Source organism: Streptomyces parvulus, from assembly GCF_014648855.1.
Classification (GTDB): domain Bacteria; phylum Actinomycetota; class Actinomycetes; order Streptomycetales; family Streptomycetaceae; genus Streptomyces; species Streptomyces parvulus.
Map to the genome: position 1 here is coordinate 133,123 of NZ_BMRX01000005.1, position 16,355 is coordinate 149,477.

At 71.6% G+C, this 16,355-nt stretch carries 13 protein-coding genes; 10 read left to right on the forward strand and 3 right to left on the reverse strand.

Translation table 11 applies throughout. The annotated features are described in order from the left end of the window. Positions 1-59 precede the first annotated feature (59 nt). From IE108_RS10670 to IE108_RS10680, 3 genes are all read left to right on the forward strand, one after another. Complete coding sequence (locus IE108_RS10670) at positions 60-620, forward strand: GNAT family N-acetyltransferase (RefSeq protein ID WP_064727960.1); 561 nt, start codon at positions 60-62, stop codon at positions 618-620. Positions 621-724: 104 nt separating this feature from the next. Further along, positions 725-964 (forward strand): heavy-metal-associated domain-containing protein, encoded by a 240-nt coding sequence (locus IE108_RS10675; protein ID WP_064727961.1) that lies wholly within the window; start codon positions 725-727, stop codon positions 962-964. An 80-nt stretch (positions 965-1,044) separates the two neighbouring features. Next, positions 1,045-3,309, forward strand: coding sequence for a heavy metal translocating P-type ATPase (locus tag IE108_RS10680; protein ID WP_064727962.1), 2,265 nt, complete (start codon positions 1,045-1,047; stop codon positions 3,307-3,309). A 648-nt stretch (positions 3,310-3,957) separates the two neighbouring features. Here IE108_RS10680 and IE108_RS10685 read toward each other — a convergent pair. Both IE108_RS10685 and recD2 read right to left on the reverse strand, forming a co-directional pair. Continuing rightward, the gene (locus IE108_RS10685) at positions 3,958-5,268 is read right to left on the reverse strand and encodes a citrate synthase (protein WP_185832363.1); all 1,311 of its coding nucleotides are present in this window, start codon (positions 5,266-5,268) and stop codon (positions 3,958-3,960) included. 224 nt (positions 5,269-5,492) lie between these two features. Continuing rightward, positions 5,493-7,757 carry an SF1B family DNA helicase RecD2 gene (gene recD2 / locus IE108_RS10690; protein ID WP_064727964.1) on the reverse strand — a complete coding sequence of 755 codons (2,265 nt, stop codon included), beginning with the start codon at positions 7,755-7,757 and terminating at the stop codon, positions 5,493-5,495. Positions 7,758-7,821: 64 nt separating this feature from the next. Between recD2 and IE108_RS10695 the strand changes: the two genes are divergently transcribed. Together IE108_RS10695 and IE108_RS10700 are read left to right on the forward strand one after the other, a co-directional pair. Then, a complete protein-coding gene (locus IE108_RS10695; protein ID WP_189397614.1) occupies positions 7,822-8,394 on the forward strand; it encodes a Uma2 family endonuclease in 573 nt (190 codons plus the stop codon). Positions 8,395-8,532: 138 nt separating this feature from the next. Beyond that, positions 8,533-9,330, forward strand: a complete 798-nt coding sequence (locus IE108_RS10700) for an ArsR/SmtB family transcription factor (protein WP_064727965.1) — start codon at positions 8,533-8,535, stop codon at positions 9,328-9,330. Between the two features lies 1 nt (position 9,331). Here the strand turns inward: IE108_RS10700 and IE108_RS10705 are convergent, their stop codons facing one another. Continuing rightward, positions 9,332-10,318, reverse strand: a complete 987-nt coding sequence (locus tag IE108_RS10705; RefSeq protein WP_107420161.1) for an RNA polymerase sigma-70 factor — start codon at positions 10,316-10,318, stop codon at positions 9,332-9,334. Positions 10,319-10,448: 130 nt separating this feature from the next. On the opposite strand from IE108_RS10705, the gene IE108_RS10710 reads away from it, so the two are divergent. From IE108_RS10710 to IE108_RS10730, 5 genes are all read left to right on the forward strand, one after another. Continuing rightward, on the forward strand, positions 10,449-10,934 hold the full coding sequence (locus IE108_RS10710) for a carboxymuconolactone decarboxylase family protein (protein ID WP_064727967.1): 486 nt from the start codon (positions 10,449-10,451) through the stop codon (positions 10,932-10,934). A gap of 235 nt (positions 10,935-11,169) precedes the next feature. Then, entirely contained in the window at positions 11,170-11,697 is a 528-nt protein-coding gene (locus tag IE108_RS10715; RefSeq protein WP_064731764.1) for a DUF1062 domain-containing protein, read from the forward strand. A gap of 128 nt (positions 11,698-11,825) precedes the next feature. Further along, the gene (locus IE108_RS10720; RefSeq protein WP_064727968.1) at positions 11,826-12,860 is read left to right on the forward strand and encodes a LacI family DNA-binding transcriptional regulator; all 1,035 of its coding nucleotides are present in this window, start codon (positions 11,826-11,828) and stop codon (positions 12,858-12,860) included. Continuing rightward, positions 12,857-14,392 carry a sugar ABC transporter ATP-binding protein gene (locus tag IE108_RS10725; RefSeq protein ID WP_064727969.1) on the forward strand — a complete coding sequence of 512 codons (1,536 nt, stop codon included), beginning with the start codon at positions 12,857-12,859 and terminating at the stop codon, positions 14,390-14,392. Before IE108_RS10720 ends, IE108_RS10725 begins: the two co-directional genes overlap by 4 nt. Continuing rightward, positions 14,382-16,337, forward strand: a complete 1,956-nt coding sequence (locus IE108_RS10730) for an ABC transporter permease/substrate-binding protein (protein WP_064727970.1) — start codon at positions 14,382-14,384, stop codon at positions 16,335-16,337. The genes IE108_RS10725 and IE108_RS10730 overlap by 11 nt, the downstream gene beginning before the upstream one ends. The last annotated feature ends 18 nt before the right edge of the window (positions 16,338-16,355 follow it).

Below are 16,355 nucleotides of genomic sequence, written 5' to 3' on the forward strand. Positions count from 1 at the left end.
CCTCCGGCCCGGAGAAAACCGTTCTGTGCCCCACGGCCACGTGGGGCACAGTGCCGTCCATGGACTTTGCGGCGAAACCCGTCCTGACCGGCGAGCGGACCGTCCTGCGGCCGTTCACGGCGCGGGACGCGGACGCGATGTGGGAGATCGTCAACGATCCCGAGGTCGTCCGCTTCACGTTCGAACCCGGCACCGCGCTCACCCCGGAGCGGCTGCGTTCCTGGTACGGCGTGCGCACCGCCGACCCCGACCGCCTCGACCTCGCCGTCACCGACCGCGCGACCGGCGAACTCGTCGGCGAGGTCGTCCTGTACGACTGGGACCCGGCCGCCCGCAGCTGCACCTTCCGCACGCTCATCGGCGCCCGGGGCCGCGGCCGGGGACTGGGCAGCGAGGCGACGCGGCTCATCGTGGGCCACGGCTTCGAGTACGTCGGGCTGCACCGCGTTCAGCTGGAGGTCTACGCCCACAACGCGCGGGCCCGCCACGTGTACGAGAAGGCCGGCTTCGTGGTGGAGGGGGTACGGCGCGAGGCGGCGCTGCGCGACGGCGTGTGGGTGGACGACGTACTGATGGCCGTCCTGGAGCACGAGTGGGCCGCACGCGCGCGGCGCGGGTGACGGGTGAGGTCCGCCTCCATACCCCCTAGGGGTACAGTGGAGGGTGAGTGGTCCGCGCCGGACCACGCGTACCCGCCCGTGCACCCCCGACGAGGAGTAACGACATGACCGCCCAGACCGACACCCAGGGCTCCGTCACCACCGTCTACAAGGTGAGCGGAATGAGTTGCGGACACTGCGAGGGCGCCGTCTCCGGCGAGATCTCCGAGATCGCGGGTGTCTCCTCGGTGCGGGCCGTGGCGTCCACCGGCGAGGTCACCGTGGTCTCGGGTGCGCCGCTCGACGACGAGGCCGTGCGCGCCGCCGTGGACGAGGCCGGCTTCGAGCTGGCCGGCCGGGCCTGAGCACCGGCGTCCCGCAGCAGCAACCGCCCCCTCCGGCCGGGCCGCGCACGGCCCGGCCGGACCCGTCTGGAGCCCGGACCATGACCAGCACCACCGCGGAGACCGCCACGGCCGCCCAGGCCGGCGCACCCGAACTCGCCGAGGCCGAACTGCTCATCGGCGGCATGACCTGCGCCGCCTGCGCGGCCCGCGTCGAGAAGAAGCTCAACCGCATGGACGGCGTCACCGCCACGGTGAACTACGCCACCGAGAAGGCCCGGATCACGCACCCGGTGACCGTCCCGGTCGCCGACCTGATCTCCACCGTCGTACGGACGGGGTACACCGCCGAGGAGCCCGCGCCGGAGCCGGAGCCGGGGGACGAGGCGGAGGAGTCCGGGCCGGACGCCGCCGATCCCGGGCCGGACGCGCTGCGCACGCGCCTGACCGTCTCCGCGCTGCTGGCCGTCCCGGTCGTGCTGCTCGCCATGGTGCCGGCGCTCCAGTTCGACAACTGGCAGTGGCTCTCGCTGACCCTGGCCGCGCCGGTCGTCGTCTGGGGCGGGCTGCCCTTCCACCGCGCCGCCTGGACCAACGTCCGGCACGGCGCGGCCACCATGGACACGCTGGTCTCGCTCGGCACCCTGGCGGCGTTCGGCTGGTCGCTGTGGGCGCTGTTCCTCGGGGACGCCGGCATGCCGGGCATGCGGCACGGCTTCGACCTCACCGTCGCCCGGAACGACGGCGCCTCCGCCATCTACCTGGAGGCCGCGGCCGGCGTCACCGTCTTCCTGCTCCTGGGCCGCTGGCTGGAGGCCCGCTCCAAGCGCCGGGCCGGGGCGGCGCTGCGGGCGCTGATGGCGCTGGGCGCCAAGGACGTGGCGGTCCTGCGGGAGGGCCGCGAGGTGCGGATACCGGTGGCCCGGCTCGCGGTGGGCGACCGGTTCGTCGTCCGGCCGGGCGAGAAGATCGCCACCGACGGGACGGTGACCGAGGGCGCCTCGGCGGTGGACGCCTCACTGCTGACCGGCGAGTCCGTCCCGGCCGACGTCGGCGTCGGCGACGCGGTCACCGGCGCCACGGTCAACGCCGGGGGCCGGCTGGTGGTCGAGGCGACCCGGGTCGGCGCGGACACCCGGCTGGCCCGGATGGCGCGGCTCGTGGAGGACGCGCAGAGCGGCAAGGCCGAGGTGCAGCGGCTCGCCGACCGGGTCTCCGGGGTCTTCGTGCCCGTCGTGCTGCTGATCTCGGCGGCCACCTTCGGGGGGTGGCTGGGCGGGACCGGGGACACCGTGGCCGCGTTCACCGCGGCCGTCGCCGTGCTGATCATCGCCTGCCCGTGCGCGCTGGGCCTCGCCACGCCGACCGCGCTCCTGGTGGGCACCGGCCGGGGCGCCCAGCTCGGCATCCTCATCAAGGGTCCGGAGGTGCTGGAGTCCACCCGGCGGGTCGACACCGTCGTCCTGGACAAGACCGGCACGGTGACCACCGGCCGGATGACCCTGCACGAGGTGTACGCCCTCGCGGGCACCCCCGAGGAGGAGCTGCTGCGGCTCGCGGGCGCCGTCGAGCACGCCTCCGAGCACCCGGTGGCCCGCGCCGTCGCGGCCGGTGCCGAGCGGCGGGCCGGACGGCTGCCGGACGTCGCCGCCTTCGTGAGCGTCCCCGGCCGGGGCGTACGCGGCCGCGTGGAGGGCCGCGAGGTGGCCGTGGGGCGCCTGCACGACGAGCTGCCGCCCGCCGCGGCCCGCGCCGTGGACGAGGCCGAGGGGAACGGCCGCACGGCCGTCGTGGTCGCCTGGGACGGCGAGGTGCGCGGGGTCCTCGCCGTGGCGGACGCGGTCAGGGAGACCAGCGCCGAGGCGGTGGCTGAGCTGCGCCGCCTCGGGCTCGCGCCCGTCCTGCTGACCGGCGACAACCGCCACGTCGCCGAGTCGGTCGCCGCCGCCGTCGGCATCGACGAGGTGATCGCCGAGGTGCTGCCCGAGGAGAAGGTCGCCGTGGTGGAGCGGCTGCGGGCCGAGGGCCGTACGGTCGCCATGGTCGGGGACGGCGTCAACGACGCCGCCGCGCTCGCCACAGCCGACCTGGGCCTCGCGATGGGCACCGGCACGGACGCGGCGATCGAGGCGGGCGACCTGACCCTGGTCCGCGGCGACCTGCGGGTGGCCGCGGACGCGATCCGGCTGTCCCGGCGGACCCTCGCGACGATCAAGGGGAACCTCGTGTGGGCCTTCGGCTACAACGTGGCCGCGCTGCCGCTGGCCGCCGCCGGACTGCTGAATCCGATGATCGCGGGGGCGGCGATGGCCTTCTCCTCGGTGTTCGTGGTCTCCAACAGCCTTCGGCTGCGGGCATTTCACTGAGGTCTCGATGCGGCGGCACCCCTGGAGTCCGGCACGTACCTCACATAAGCTCTTCACAAGGCTCGCGCATCTTCCTTACGCTGGCATCCGGTCCGCGTTTCGGAGCTCTTGCGCACCTAACGGACATATGCAGCATATGCAAGAGACGCAGATCACAGTGATGCGAACGTAACCATCGAAGGGGTTCGAAGGTCTAAGTTGGCGATGTCAGGCAGCGTCTTGGGGGGCGCGACCTGGCATCTGGGGATGTCTTGGGGGACTTTCCCAGAGCTGCGTTGCCGGGGCACGTACACCGGGAAGCTTTGAGCGGCCCTCCCGGGCGTGCGCTGTCCCGGCAGACCGCACGACAGGTACGGACGTACGGGGACGTATGGCCGTAAGGATGTACACAGCACGACACAGCGAATTCAGGCGCTGTCCTCACAGACGCCCGGCCGGATCCCGTGGGGGGAATCCGCACCGGGACATGGGAAGGCGCCCTGGATCGTCGGCCCGTGGGGGGACCGGCGCCAGGGCGCCTTCTGCTGTTCCCGGGGACCGAGTCCCAGCCGGGGCCGCCGTCCCAGCCGGGACGGCCACCAAAAAATCCCGTACCGCTCGGGGCGGCACGGGACTCTCCGGAATGCGCGTGCGGGGGTGCCTTGCGGCTCAGCGCTCCTCGACCGGGACGAAGTCGCGCTCGACGACGCCGGTGTAGATCTGGCGCGGACGGCCGATGCGGGAACCCGGCTCCTTGATCATCTCGTGCCACTGGGCGATCCAGCCCGGAAGGCGGCCGAGGGCGAACAGGACCGTGAACATCTCGGTCGGGAAGCCCATGGCCCGGTAGATCAGACCGGTGTAGAAGTCGACGTTCGGGTAGAGGCTGCGCGAGACGAAGTAGTCGTCGGAGAGCGCGTGCTCCTCCAGCTTCAGGGCGATGTCCAGCAGCTCGTCGGACTTGCCGAGGGCGGAGAGCACATCGTGGGCGGCGGCCTTGATGATCTTGGCGCGCGGGTCGAAGTTCTTGTAGACCCGGTGGCCGAAGCCCATCAGGCGGACGCCGTCCTCCTTGTTCTTCACCTTGCGGATGAAGGAGTCGACGTCGCCGCCCGCGTCGCGGATGCCCTCCAGCATCTCCAGCACCGACTGGTTGGCGCCGCCGTGCAGCGGGCCCCAGAGGGCGTTGATGCCGGCCGAGATCGAGGCGAACATGTTGGCCTGCGAGGAGCCGACCAGGCGGACCGTGGAGGTCGAGCAGTTCTGCTCGTGGTCCGCGTGCAGGATCAGCAGCTTGTCCAGGGCGGAGACGACGATCGGGTCGAGCTCGTACTCCTGCGCCGGCACGGAGAAGGTCATCCGCAGGAAGTTCTCGACGTAGCCGAGGTCGTTGCGCGGGTAGACGAACGGGTGGCCGATCGACTTCTTGTACGCGTAGGCGGCGATCGTCGGAAGCTTGGCGAGCAGCCGGATGGTGGAGAGGTTGCGCTGGCGCTCGTCGAAGGGGTTGTGGCTGTCCTGGTAGAAGGTCGACAGCGCCGAGACCACCGACGACAGCATGGCCATCGGGTGGGCGTCGCGCGGGAAGCCCTTGTAGAAGTTCTTGACGTCCTCGTGCAGCAGGGTGTGCTGCGTGATGTCGTCCTTGAACGAGGAGAGCTGGTCGACGGTGGGCAGCTCGCCGTTGATCAGCAGGTAGGCCACCTCCACGAAGGAGGAGCGCTCGGCCAGCTGCTCGATCGGGTAGCCGCGGTACCGGAGGATGCCGGCCTCGCCGTCCAGGTACGTGACGGCGGATTTGTAGGCGGCGGTGTTGCCGTATCCGCTGTCCAGCGTGACCAGACCGGTCTGGGCGCGGAGCTTCCCGATGTCGAAGCCCTTGTCACCGACGGTGCTGTCGATCACCGGGTAGGTGTACTCGTCGTCGCCGTACCGCAGTACTACCGAGTTGTTGGTGTGCTCGCTCACGTCTTCCCTCACCGACGTAGTGCCTCATCTTCGAGGTGCCCTGACTGTCTCTACCATCCCCCACTTGGCTCAGGAGAGTGCACTCGGGGTCGACCATCGGGCCTATCGGCGGCACTCAGTGCCGCCAACTTGCTCATCCTGCCCCCTCTTTCCCCCTTCCGGAAGTGCTCTGTGACCTTTCCGACTCGTTTGATCGATCATTTTTTTCACAGAGGCCGGAGGTTTACCGGAAGGTTTCACGAGCGAGGGCCCGTCAGCCGGAAGTCGAGCGCCGTGCAGCGCCGGCCGGCCGACACGGTGCGCACCGCCTGTCCGATCGCCTTGCGGGAGCCGACGAGGACGACCAGCCTCTTGGCCCGGGTGACCGCCGTGTACAGCAGGTTCCGCTGGAGCATCATCCAGGCGCCGGTGGTCACGGGGATGACGACCGCCGGGTACTCGCTCCCCTGCGAGCGGTGGATGGTCACCGCGTAGGCGTGGGCCAGTTCGTCCAGTTCGTCGAATTCGTACGGAACCTCCTCGTCCTCGTCCGTCAGTACGGTGAGGCGCTGGTCCACCGGGTCGAGCGAGGTGACCACGCCCACGGTGCCGTTGAAGACGCCGTTCTCACCCTTCTCGTAATTGTTGCGAATCTGGGTGACCTTGTCGCCGACCCGGAAGACGCGGCCGCCGAACCGCTTCTCCGGGACGTCGGGGCGGCCGGGGGTGACGGCCTGCTGGAGCAGCCCGTTCAGTGTGCCCGCGCCGGCCGGGCCGCGGTGCATGGGAGCGAGGACCTGGACGTCCCGTCGCGGGTCGAGGCCGAACTTGGCGGGGATGCGGCGGGCGGCGACGTCCACGGTGAGGCGGCCCGCCTCCTCGGTGTCGTCCTCGACGAAGAGGAAGAAGTCCTTCATGCCGTCGGTGACGGGGTGCTGCCCGGCGTTGATGCGGTGGGCGTTGGTGACCACGCCCGACTGCTGGGCCTGCCGGAAGACGCGGGTGAGCCGGACCGAGGGGACGGGGCCGCCCTCGGCGAGCAGGTCGCGCAGCACCTCGCCCGCGCCGACGCTGGGCAACTGGTCGACGTCCCCGACCAGGAGCAGGTGGGCGCCCGGCGGGACGGCCTTCACCAGTTTGTTGGCGAGGAGCAGGTCGAGCATGGAGGCCTCGTCGACCACGACCAGGTCGGCGTCGAGCGGCCGGTCCCGGTCGTAGGCGGCGTCGCCGCCCGGCTTCAGCTCCAGCAGCCGGTGCACGGTCGACGCCTCGGCGCCGGTCAGCTCGGCGAGGCGCTTGGCGGCGCGGCCGGTCGGGGCGGCGAGCACCACCTTGGCCTTCCTGGCCCGCGCCAGCTCCACGATCGAGCGCACGGTGAAGGACTTGCCGCAGCCGGGACCGCCGGTGAGGACGGCGACCTTCTCGGTGAGCGCCAGCTTCACGGCGGCCTCCTGCTCGGGCGCGAGGTCGGTCCCCGTGCGCCGCTTCAGCCACCCGAGCGCCTTGTCCCACGCCACGTCCCGGAAGCCCGGCATCCGGTCCTCGCCGGTGCGCAGGAGGCGGAGCAGCTGGGCGGCGAGGGACAGCTCGGCGCGGTGGAAGGGGACGAGGTAGACGGCGGTGACGGGGTCGCCGCCGTCCGGGGCGGGGATCCGCTCGCGCACCACGCCGGGGTCGTCGCCGTCCTCCCCGGGCTCGGCCGCCAGCTCCGCGAGGCACTCGATGACGAGGCCGGTGTCCACCTGGAGCAGCTTGACCGCGTCGGCGATGAGCTTCTCCTCGGGGAGGTAGCAGTGCCCCTGGTCGGTGGCCTGCGAGAGCGCGTACTGGAGTCCCGCCTTCACCCGGTCCGGGCTGTCGTGCGGGATGCCGACGGACTGCGCGATCTTGTCCGCGGTGAGGAAGCCGATGCCCCAGACGTCGGCGGCGAGCCGGTAGGGCTGGTTCTTCACGACGGAGATGGACGCGTCGCCGTACTTCTTGTAGATGCGGACCGCGATGGACGTCGACACCTCGACGCTCTGGAGGAAGAGCATGACCTCCTTGATCGCCTTCTGCTCCTCCCAGGCGTCGGCGATCTTCTTGGTCCGCTTGGGGCCGAGGCCCGGGACCTCGATGAGGCGTTTGGGCTCCTCCTCGATGACGGCGAGCGTGTCCAGCCCGAAGTGCTGCGTGATGCGGTCGGCGAAGACCGGCCCGATGCCCTTGACCAGGCCGGAGCCGAGGTAGCGCCGGATGCCCTGGACGGTGGCCGGCAGGAGGGTCGTGTAGTTCTCCACGTGGAACTGCTTGCCGTATTGGGGGTGCGACCCCCAGCGCCCCTCCATCCGCAGCGACTCCCCCGCCTGCGCGCCCAGCAGCGCGCCCACGACGGTCAGCAGATCCCCGGCACCCCGGCCGGTGTCGACTCGGGCGACCGTGTAGCCGTTCTCCTCGTTGGCGTACGTGATGCGTTCCAGAACGCCTTCGAGCACGGCGAGCCGTCGCTCGCCGCCGGGGGCCGCGGAGGGCTGGGTGGGCATGGGTCGACGGTACCGGTGGGGTGTGACAGGGGTGGGCGGAGGCCGGTTTCAGTACGCTCCCGACGTGGACTACGCGACGATGCGCGCCATCGCCGAAGATCTTGAGACGTACGCGGAACGGCTCGAAGGAACCTGGCGCGTCGAGATCGGCCCCTCTGGCCCAGTCCTGGCCATGACGGCCCCGTCCAAGCGCCGCGAAGGGACGGTCCGTCGCATCCGCAAGCAGGTGGAGTCGCAACTTCCCGCCACCCACCCCGGCTTCACCTGCGTGAACGGCCCCTTGGTCGAACACGCCGCCCGTGGCCGTTTGCGGCGCCCCGATGCCGTCGTGATCCCCGAGGCCGCCCTCGACGAAGACGGCCTCGCTGTCGAGGCGGAGCGAGTGCTGGCCGCCGTAGAGATCACCTCACAGGGGGGCTCGGGTGACGCCCACGCCGAGAGACTGGCCGACTACCCGGCCATGGGCATTCCGCACTACATGATCGTCGATCCGCGCACCGGCACGATCGAGGTGCACTCCGAGCCGTGCAGGGGCCGCTACAGCAGCAAGGAGCCGTACATCTTCGGCGACTCGGTGCCGTTCGGGGCGTGGACGGTGGAGACGTCGGAGTTCCGCAGGTACGGCAGGGACGGCTAGCGGCGGCCGTTGTTCACGGTGCGTCATCCGGATGTGGAGGGCTCCTGCTCAGCGGCGGCGTGCCCGTCCTTTGACATGCAGCCTCTTGGCTGCCTAACCTTATAGGCAACCAATAGGCTGCATGTCAGAGAGGCGGAGATGGACGAGGTCTTCAAGGCGCTGGGGGACGGCAGTCGGCGGCGGCTGCTGGACAGTCTGAACGCGCGCAACGGGCAGACCCTGCGCGAGCTGTGCGCCGGGCTGGACATGGTCCGGCAGTCGGTCAGCAAGCATCTGGCGGTGTTGGAGGCCGCCAACCTCATCACCACCGTCCGGCGGGGCCGGGAGAAGCTGCACTACCTCAACGCCGAGCCGATCAACGCCATCGCCGAACGCTGGATCAGCCGCTACGACCGGGAGCGGGTGCGCGCACTCGCCGATCTCAAGAACGTGCTGGAGGACACCGCCATGGACGGCGACGCGTTCGTGTACACGACCTACATCAGGACCACGCCGGAGCGGCTGTGGCAGGGGCTCACCGATCCCGAGTTCACTCGGCGCTACTGGGGGGTGGAGTTCGGCACCGACTGGGCGGGCGGGTCGCCCATGGTCTGGAAGGAGGGGGGCCAGGAGACCGCGCACCCCGAGCAGGTGGTGCTGGAGTCCGATCCCTGCCGGCGGCTGGCCTACACCTGGCACACCTTCACGCCCGAGTGGGCCGAGGCCAACGGGATCGACGGCGGGACCCTCGCCAAGCTCTCCGCCGAGCGGCGGTCGACGGTCACCTTCGAGATCGAGGATCTCGAGGGGAGCGGGACGGTCAAACTGACCGTCGTGCACGACGGGTTCGAGGCCGGCAGCACCGCGCGCCAGATGATCCAGCACGGCTGGCCGGCCCTCCTCTCCGGGCTCAAGACGCTGCTCGAGACCGGAGAGGCGCTCCCCCAGCCCCGGTAGGTCAGCGGTGCAGGGTCGTCTCCCGTTCCATGCGGGTGAGCTTCTCCGGGTTGCGTACCGCGTAGAGGCCCGAGATGCGGCCGTCGTCGAAGCGGACGGCCATCACCGTGTCCAGTTCGCCGTCGAGGCGGATCAGCAGGGCCGGGTGGCCGTTGACCTGGGCCGGGTCCATCGACATCGCGACGGGCAGCTTGACCAGGCCGCCGAGCAGCAGGCGGGCGACCTTGTCGGCGCCGGTGACGGGCCGCAGGACGGCCTGCTTGATGCCGCCGCCGTCGCCCAGCAGGACGACGTCCGGGGCGAGGATGTCGAGCAGGCCCTGGATGTCCCCCGTGTTCACGGCCCGTTGGAACGCGTCCAGCGCGTCCCGGCTCTCGGCGCGGGAGACGACGCCGCGCGGACGGCGGGCCGCCACGTGGGCGCGGGCCCGGTGCGCGGTCTGGCGGACCGCGGCCTGGCTCTTGTCGACGGCCTCGGCGATCTCGTCGTACCCGAGGTCGAACACCTCGCGCAGCACGAACACCGCCCGCTCGGTCGGTGTCAGGGTCTCCATGACCAGCATCATCGCCATCGAGACGCTGTCCGCCAGTTCGACGTCCTCGGCCACGTCGGGGGCGGTGAGCAGCGGCTCGGGCAGCCACTCGCCGACGTAGGACTCCTTGCGGCGGCCGAGCGTGCGCAGCCGGCTCAGCGCCTGCCGCGTGGTGATCCGGACCAGGTACGCGCGCCGGTCCCGCACCTCGGCGAGATCGACGCCCGTCCAGCGCAGCCACGTCTCCTGGAGGACGTCCTCCGCGTCGGCGGCCGAGCCCAGCAGCTCGTAGGCGACGGTGAAGAGGAGGTTGCGGTGGGCGACGAAGGCCTCGGTGGCGGGGTCCGCCGATCCGCCGCCGGTGCCGGGTCCGGTGATGCCGTCCTGTCCGTGCGTGCCGTGCTCGCTCATGGCCGGTCGCTCCCGCTCGTTCGCCTTCGACGGTGTCACGCGCACAGGACGCCGGCCGCGGCGGTTCTGTGACACCCGCCGCGGGTGGTCCTCGTCACACCGGTGTCCCGTCACAGGCTCCGGGCCGGCGGCGTCTTGTGTGCGTCAAAGCGGCTCCGAGAGTGAGGACGGGACCATGGAAACCCGATTCAACCTGTTCGAGAACGAGATCGGCGGCAGGTTCGCCAAGCGCTTCGCGGGTACCGCCGTGGTGCTCCACAAGTCGGGCCTGCCGCGGTCCACCCAGGAACTGGTCTCGCTGCGGGCCAGCCAGATCAACGGCTGCGGCCACTGCATCGACATGCACACCAAGGAGGCCGCCGCCGCCGGCGAGAGCGCGGTGCGGCTGCACCTGGTCGCCGCCTGGCGCGAGTCCAGCGTCTTCACCGAGGCCGAGCAGGCGGCGCTGGCCCTCGCCGAGGAGGGCACCCGGCTCGCCGACGCCCACCAGGGCGTGTCCGACGAGACCTGGGCGCGGGTGCGCAAGCACTACGACGACGACCAGGTCGCCGCGCTGATCTGCCTGGTCGCCCTGATCAACGCGGCCAACCGGCTCGCCGTGATCACGCACCAGGCGGGGGGCTCCTACGAGGCCGGCATGTTCGAGGCGGCCCTCGGCTGAGCCGGGTCCGCACGACGGCGCCGCTCCCCCGGAGGAAAACGGGTGGAGCGGCGCCGTCGTGCGCAACTACCCTCCTGCCGGGCCGAGTCGACTGCCGAAGGGCGGGCCGTTGTACACCGCGTGAGACACCCCGAGTGCTGATCCGTCGCGCGTCGCACCTGTGCGCCGTGCCGCTGTCCGCTGCGGACCTCTCACCTGAAACCGGTGTACTCCTGTGCTCAACGACTGGTTCGTCATGCCCACTTGCCTGCCGCTCGTCCTGCGCCGCTGCCGTTCCTGCGGGGGCGGGCGCCTCCGGCCCAACGGCAGGTTCCGCGCCAACGCCCACCACAAGCTGATCGACGCCTGGCTCCTTGCGCTCTGCACCACCTGCGGGGACAGCGCGAAGCTCACGGTCTTCGAGCGCACGCGCGTGCGCTCGGTGCCGCCCGGACTGCTGGACCGGCTGCACGCCAACGACCCGCTGCTGGCCGCGGAGTTGCTCCAGGACCCCGCCGTCCTGCGCCGCAGCCGCGTCGCCCTGGACTGGACGGGCGCCTGGCGGCTCGACACGGGCGGGGCGGACCACCTGGACCGCGAGGTGATCGACGTCGCGGTCCGCTTCGCGGCGCGGATCCCCGTCCGGCCCGTGCGGCTCATCGCCGAAGGGTGCGGTCTCTCGCGGTCCGAGGTCGGGAGGCTGGCCGCGGAGGGGCGGGTGGTCTCCGCGGTCCGGCTGGACGCCCGGCTCACGGAGGGCTTCACCTTCACGCTCAAGCGCTAGGCGCCTGTCCAACGCCGCGCCGGGCCCCATCACGATTGGGTCTCGGCGCGGCCCACCCCCTTGCCCGCGACCCGTGTAATCGTTTCCAATCCTCCGTGTAATCGATTCCACGAGGAGGTGGAACGGCGATGGCGAGCATCAAGGACGTCGCCGCCGAGGCGGGCGTCTCCGTCGCGACGGTCTCGCGCGCGCTCAACGGCCACCCGTCGGTCAGCGCCGCCGCGCGCGAGCGCGTACTGGCCGCCGTCGAGACGCTGGGCTACCGCCCGAACGCCGTCGCCCGGTCGCTGCGCACCGACCAGACCCGCACCCTCGGCCTGGTCATCAGCGACGTCATGAACCCGTACTTCACGGAACTGGCCCGCTCCGTCGAGGAGGAGGCCCGCGCGCTCGGCTACAGCGTCATCATCGGCAACGCCGACGAGCGGCCCGACCTCCAGGACCACCACGTCACGACGCTGCTGGACCGCCGGATCGACGGCCTCCTGGTCTCCCCCACCGACGGCGGCTCCCCGCACATGCTGGCCGCCGCGCGCGCCGGGACGCCGATGGTCTTCGTCGACCGGTGGATCCCGGGCGTCGACGTGCCGGTCGTCCGGTCGGACGGCCGGGCCGCCGTGCGGGACCTCGTGGCCCATCTGCACGGCCTCGGGCACCGCCGGCTCGCGATCATCGCCGGGCCCGCCGCCACCACCACCGGACGCGAGCGCGTCGACGCCTTCCGCGAGGCGCTCGCCGCGTACGGGCTGCCCCTCCCGGCCGCCTACATCGGTCAGGGCGACTTCCAGGCCGGCAGCGGGCGCCGGGTCACCGAGGGCTTCCTCGACCTGCCCGAGCCGCCCGAGGTGGTCTTCGCCGCCGACAACCTGATGGCTCTCGGCGCCCTGGACGCCGTACGCGCGCGTGGGCTCCGGGTGCCGGAGGACATGGCGCTGGCCGCGTTCGACGACATCCCCTGGTTCGTGCACACCGATCCGCCGGTCACCGCGATCGCCCAGCCCACGCGCGACCTCGGACGGGCCGCCGTGCGCGCGCTCGTCGACCGGATCGCGGGGCGGCCCGGCGCGTCCGTCGCCCTCCCCGCGCGGCTCGTCGTCCGCCGCTCCTGCGGCGAGGCGAACCCCCAGGAACACCCGTCCCCCGTACGAAGGAGTACGCCGTGAGCAGCCGCAGTCCGGACGAGTTGCTGCGCATCGAGGGCATCCGCAAGACCTTCCCCGGCGTGGTCGCGCTCGACAGCGTCGACTTCGACCTGCGCCGGGGCGAGGTGCACGTGCTCCTCGGCGAGAACGGCGCGGGCAAGAGCACGCTGATCAAGATGCTCTCCGGCGCCTACACCCCCGACGCCGGGCGGATCCTGGCCGGCGGCGAGGAGGTGCGCATCCACGGTGCGCAGGACTCCGAGCGCCTCGGGATCGCCACCATCTACCAGGAGTTCAACCTCGTCCCCGACCTGACCGTCGCCGAGAACATCTTCCTGGGCCGGCAGCCGCGCCGGCTCGGGATGATCGACCGGAAGCGGATGGACGCGGACGCCGAGGTGCTCCTGGAGCGGGTCGGCCTGAGCGTGTCGCCCCGCACGCGGGTGCGGGAACTCGGCATCGCGCGGCTCCAGATGGTCGAGATCGCCAAGGCGCTCAGCCTGAACGCGCGCGTGCTCATCATGGACGAGCCGACCGCCGTGCTGACCTCCGAGGAGGTCGAGAAGCTGTTCGCGATCGTGCGGAGGCTGCGCGAGGACGGCGTCGGCGTCGTGTTCATCACCCACCACCTGGAGGAGATCGCCGCCCTCGGCGACCGCGTCACCGTCATCCGGGACGGCAGGAGCGTCGGGCAGGTACCGGCCTCCACCCCGGAGGACGAGCTGGTGCGGCTGATGGTCGGCCGGTCGATCGAGCAGCAGTATCCGCGCGAACGCACCGACACGGGCGAGGCCCTGCTCAAGGTCGAGGGGCTGACCCGGGACGGCGTCTTCCACGACGTCGGCTTCGAGGTGCGGGCCGGCGAGGTCGTCGGCATCGCGGGCCTCGTCGGCGCCGGGCGGACCGAGGTCGTGCGCGCGGTGTTCGGCGCCGACCCCTACGACGCCGGGACCGTGCACGTGGCGGGGGCTCCGCTGCGACGGCACGACGTGAACGCCGCCATGGCCGCCGGGATCGGGCTCGTGCCCGAGGACCGCAAGGGGCAGGGGCTCGTCCTGGACGCCTCGGTCGCGGAGAACCTGGGGCTCGTCACCCTCCGGACCACCTCCCGCGCGGGGCTCGTCGACCTCAAGGGGCAGCACGCGGCGGCCGAGCGGATCGCCGGGCAGCTCGGGGTGCGGATGGCCGGGCTCGGGCAGCACGTGCGCACCCTCTCCGGCGGCAACCAGCAGAAGGTCGTCATCGGCAAGTGGCTGCTGGCCGAGACCAAGGTGCTCATCCTCGACGAGCCGACCCGCGGCATCGACGTCGGCGCCAAGGTCGAGATCTACCAGCTGATCAACGAGCTGACGGCCGCCGGTGCCGCCGTACTCATGATCTCCAGCGATCTGCCCGAGGTGCTCGGCATGAGCGACCGGGTGGTCGTCATGGCCCAGGGACGGGTCGCCGGTGAACTCCCCGCCGAGCGGGCCACCCAGGACGCCGTCATGGCACTCGCCGTCAGCACCCCCCACACCCCAGGAACCGGAACGGAGGCCTCCCGTGGCCACTGACACGCTCAAGAGCAAGCCGGGCGCGCAGGGCGCCCCGGGCGGTGTGCGCCGCCTGCTGCTGGAGAACGGCGCGCTGACCGCGCTGATCGTCCTCGTCGTCGCCATGTCGGCGCTCTCCGGGGACTTCCTGACCGCCGACAACCTGCTCAACGTCGGCGTCCAGGCGGCCGTGACGGCGATCCTCGCCTTCGGCGTCACCTTCGTCATCGTCTCGGCGGGCATCGACCTGTCGGTCGGCTCGGTCGCGGCCCTGTCGGCCACCGTGCTGGCGTGGAGCGCCACCGAGGCCGGCATACCGGTCGCGCTGGCGGTCCTCCTGGCCGTCGCCACGGGCATCGCCTGCGGCCTGGTGAACGGCTTCCTCATCTCGTACGGGAAGCTGCCGCCGTTCATCGCGACGCTCGCCATGCTGTCGGTGGGGCGCGGTCTGTCGCTGGTCATCTCGCAGGGCTCGCCCATCGCCTTCCCGGACTCGGTCTCGCACCTCGGTGACACGCTCGGCGGGTGGCTGCCCGTGCCGGTGCTGGTGATGATCGTGATGGGGCTGATCACCGCGTTCGTCCTCGGGCGGACCTACATCGGCCGCTCGATGTACGCCATCGGCGGCAACGAGGAGGCGGCCCGGCTGTCCGGGCTGCGGGTGAAGCGGCAGAAGCTCGCCATCTACGCCTTCTCCGGTCTGTTCGCCGCCGCCGCGGGCATCGTGCTCGCCTCCCGGCTCTCCTCCGCGCAGCCGCAGGCCGCGCAGGGCTACGAACTGGACGCCATCGCCGCCGTCGTCATCGGCGGCGCCTCGCTCGCGGGCGGCACCGGTAAGGCGTCCGGCACGCTGATCGGCGCGCTGATCCTCGCGGTGCTGCGCAACGGCCTGAACCTGCTGTCGGTCTCCGCGTTCTGGCAGCAGGTCGTCATCGGTGTCGTCATCGCGCTGGCGGTGCTCCTGGACACCCTGCGGCGCAAGGCCGGCGCGACCACGCCGGCGGCCGGGACCTCCGGCGGCGGGAACCGGGGCAGGCAGGCGCTGACGTACGTCATCGCGGCCGTCGTCGCCGTCGCCGTGGTCGGCGCGACCTCGCTGCTGCACAGCGGGTCCTCGGGCGGCACGTCGAAGAAGGTCGGGCTGTCGCTGTCGACGCTGAACAACCCGTTCTTCGTGCAGATCAGGGACGGTGCCGAGGAGCAGGCGAAGAGGATGGGCGTGGACCTCACGGTCACGGACGCCCAGAACGACGCCTCCCAGCAGGCCAACCAGCTGCAGAACTTCACCAGCGAGGGCCTGTCCTCGATCATCGTCAACCCGGTGGACTCGGACGCCGCGGGCCCCTCGGTGCGCTCGGCGAACAAGGACGACATCCCCGTCATCGCCGTCGACCGCGGTGTGAACGACGCCGAGACCGCCGCGCTGGTCGCCTCCGACAACGTCGAGGGCGGCAAGCTGGGCGCCCGTGCGCTCGCCGAGAAGCTCGGCGGCAAGGGCACCATCGCCGTCCTCCAGGGCCAGGCGGGCACCTCCGCCAGCCGGGAGCGCGGGGCGGGCTTCGCGGCCGGGCTCAAGGAGTACCCGGGCATCAAGGTGGTCGCCAAGCAGCCCGCGGACTTCGACCGCACCAAGGGCCTGGACGTGATGACCAACCTGCTCCAGGCGCACCCGGACATCAAGGGCGTCTTCGCGGAGAACGACGAGATGGCGCTCGGCGCGATCAAGGCGCTGGGCTCCAAGGCCGGCAAGTCGGTCCAGGTGGTCGGTTTTGACGGCACTCCGGACGGTCTGAAGGCGGTCGGCGCCGGAACGCTGTACGCCTCCGTGGCGCAGCAGCCGAGGGAACTGGGCAGGATCGCCGTGCGGAACGCCCTGAAGGCGGCCGATGACGAGAAGGTGGAGCGGACGGTGAAGGTGCCGGTGAAGGTGGTCACCAAGGAGAACGTGGCCGGCTTCGAGGGCTGACCCGGGCGCGGCCCGGCC

Excerpts from the sequence above, each read along its gene's own strand:
- IE108_RS10720 (WP_064727968.1), top strand. The coding sequence starts at position 11,826 with ATGGCGAGCATCAAGGACGTCGCCGCCGAGGCGGGCGTCTCCGTCGCG.
- IE108_RS10675 (WP_064727961.1), top strand. The coding sequence starts at position 725 with ATGACCGCCCAGACCGACACCCAGGGCTCCGTCACCACCGTCTACAAG.
- recD2 (WP_064727964.1), bottom strand. The coding sequence starts at position 7,757 with ATGCCCACCCAGCCCTCCGCGGCCCCCGGCGGCGAGCGACGGCTCGCC.
- IE108_RS10700 (WP_064727965.1), top strand. The coding sequence starts at position 8,533 with ATGGACGAGGTCTTCAAGGCGCTGGGGGACGGCAGTCGGCGGCGGCTG.
- IE108_RS10680 (WP_064727962.1), top strand. The coding sequence starts at position 1,045 with ATGACCAGCACCACCGCGGAGACCGCCACGGCCGCCCAGGCCGGCGCA.
- IE108_RS10715 (WP_064731764.1), top strand. The coding sequence starts at position 11,170 with ATGCCCACTTGCCTGCCGCTCGTCCTGCGCCGCTGCCGTTCCTGCGGG.
- IE108_RS10670 (WP_064727960.1), top strand. The coding sequence starts at position 60 with ATGGACTTTGCGGCGAAACCCGTCCTGACCGGCGAGCGGACCGTCCTG.
- IE108_RS10710 (WP_064727967.1), top strand. The coding sequence starts at position 10,449 with ATGGAAACCCGATTCAACCTGTTCGAGAACGAGATCGGCGGCAGGTTC.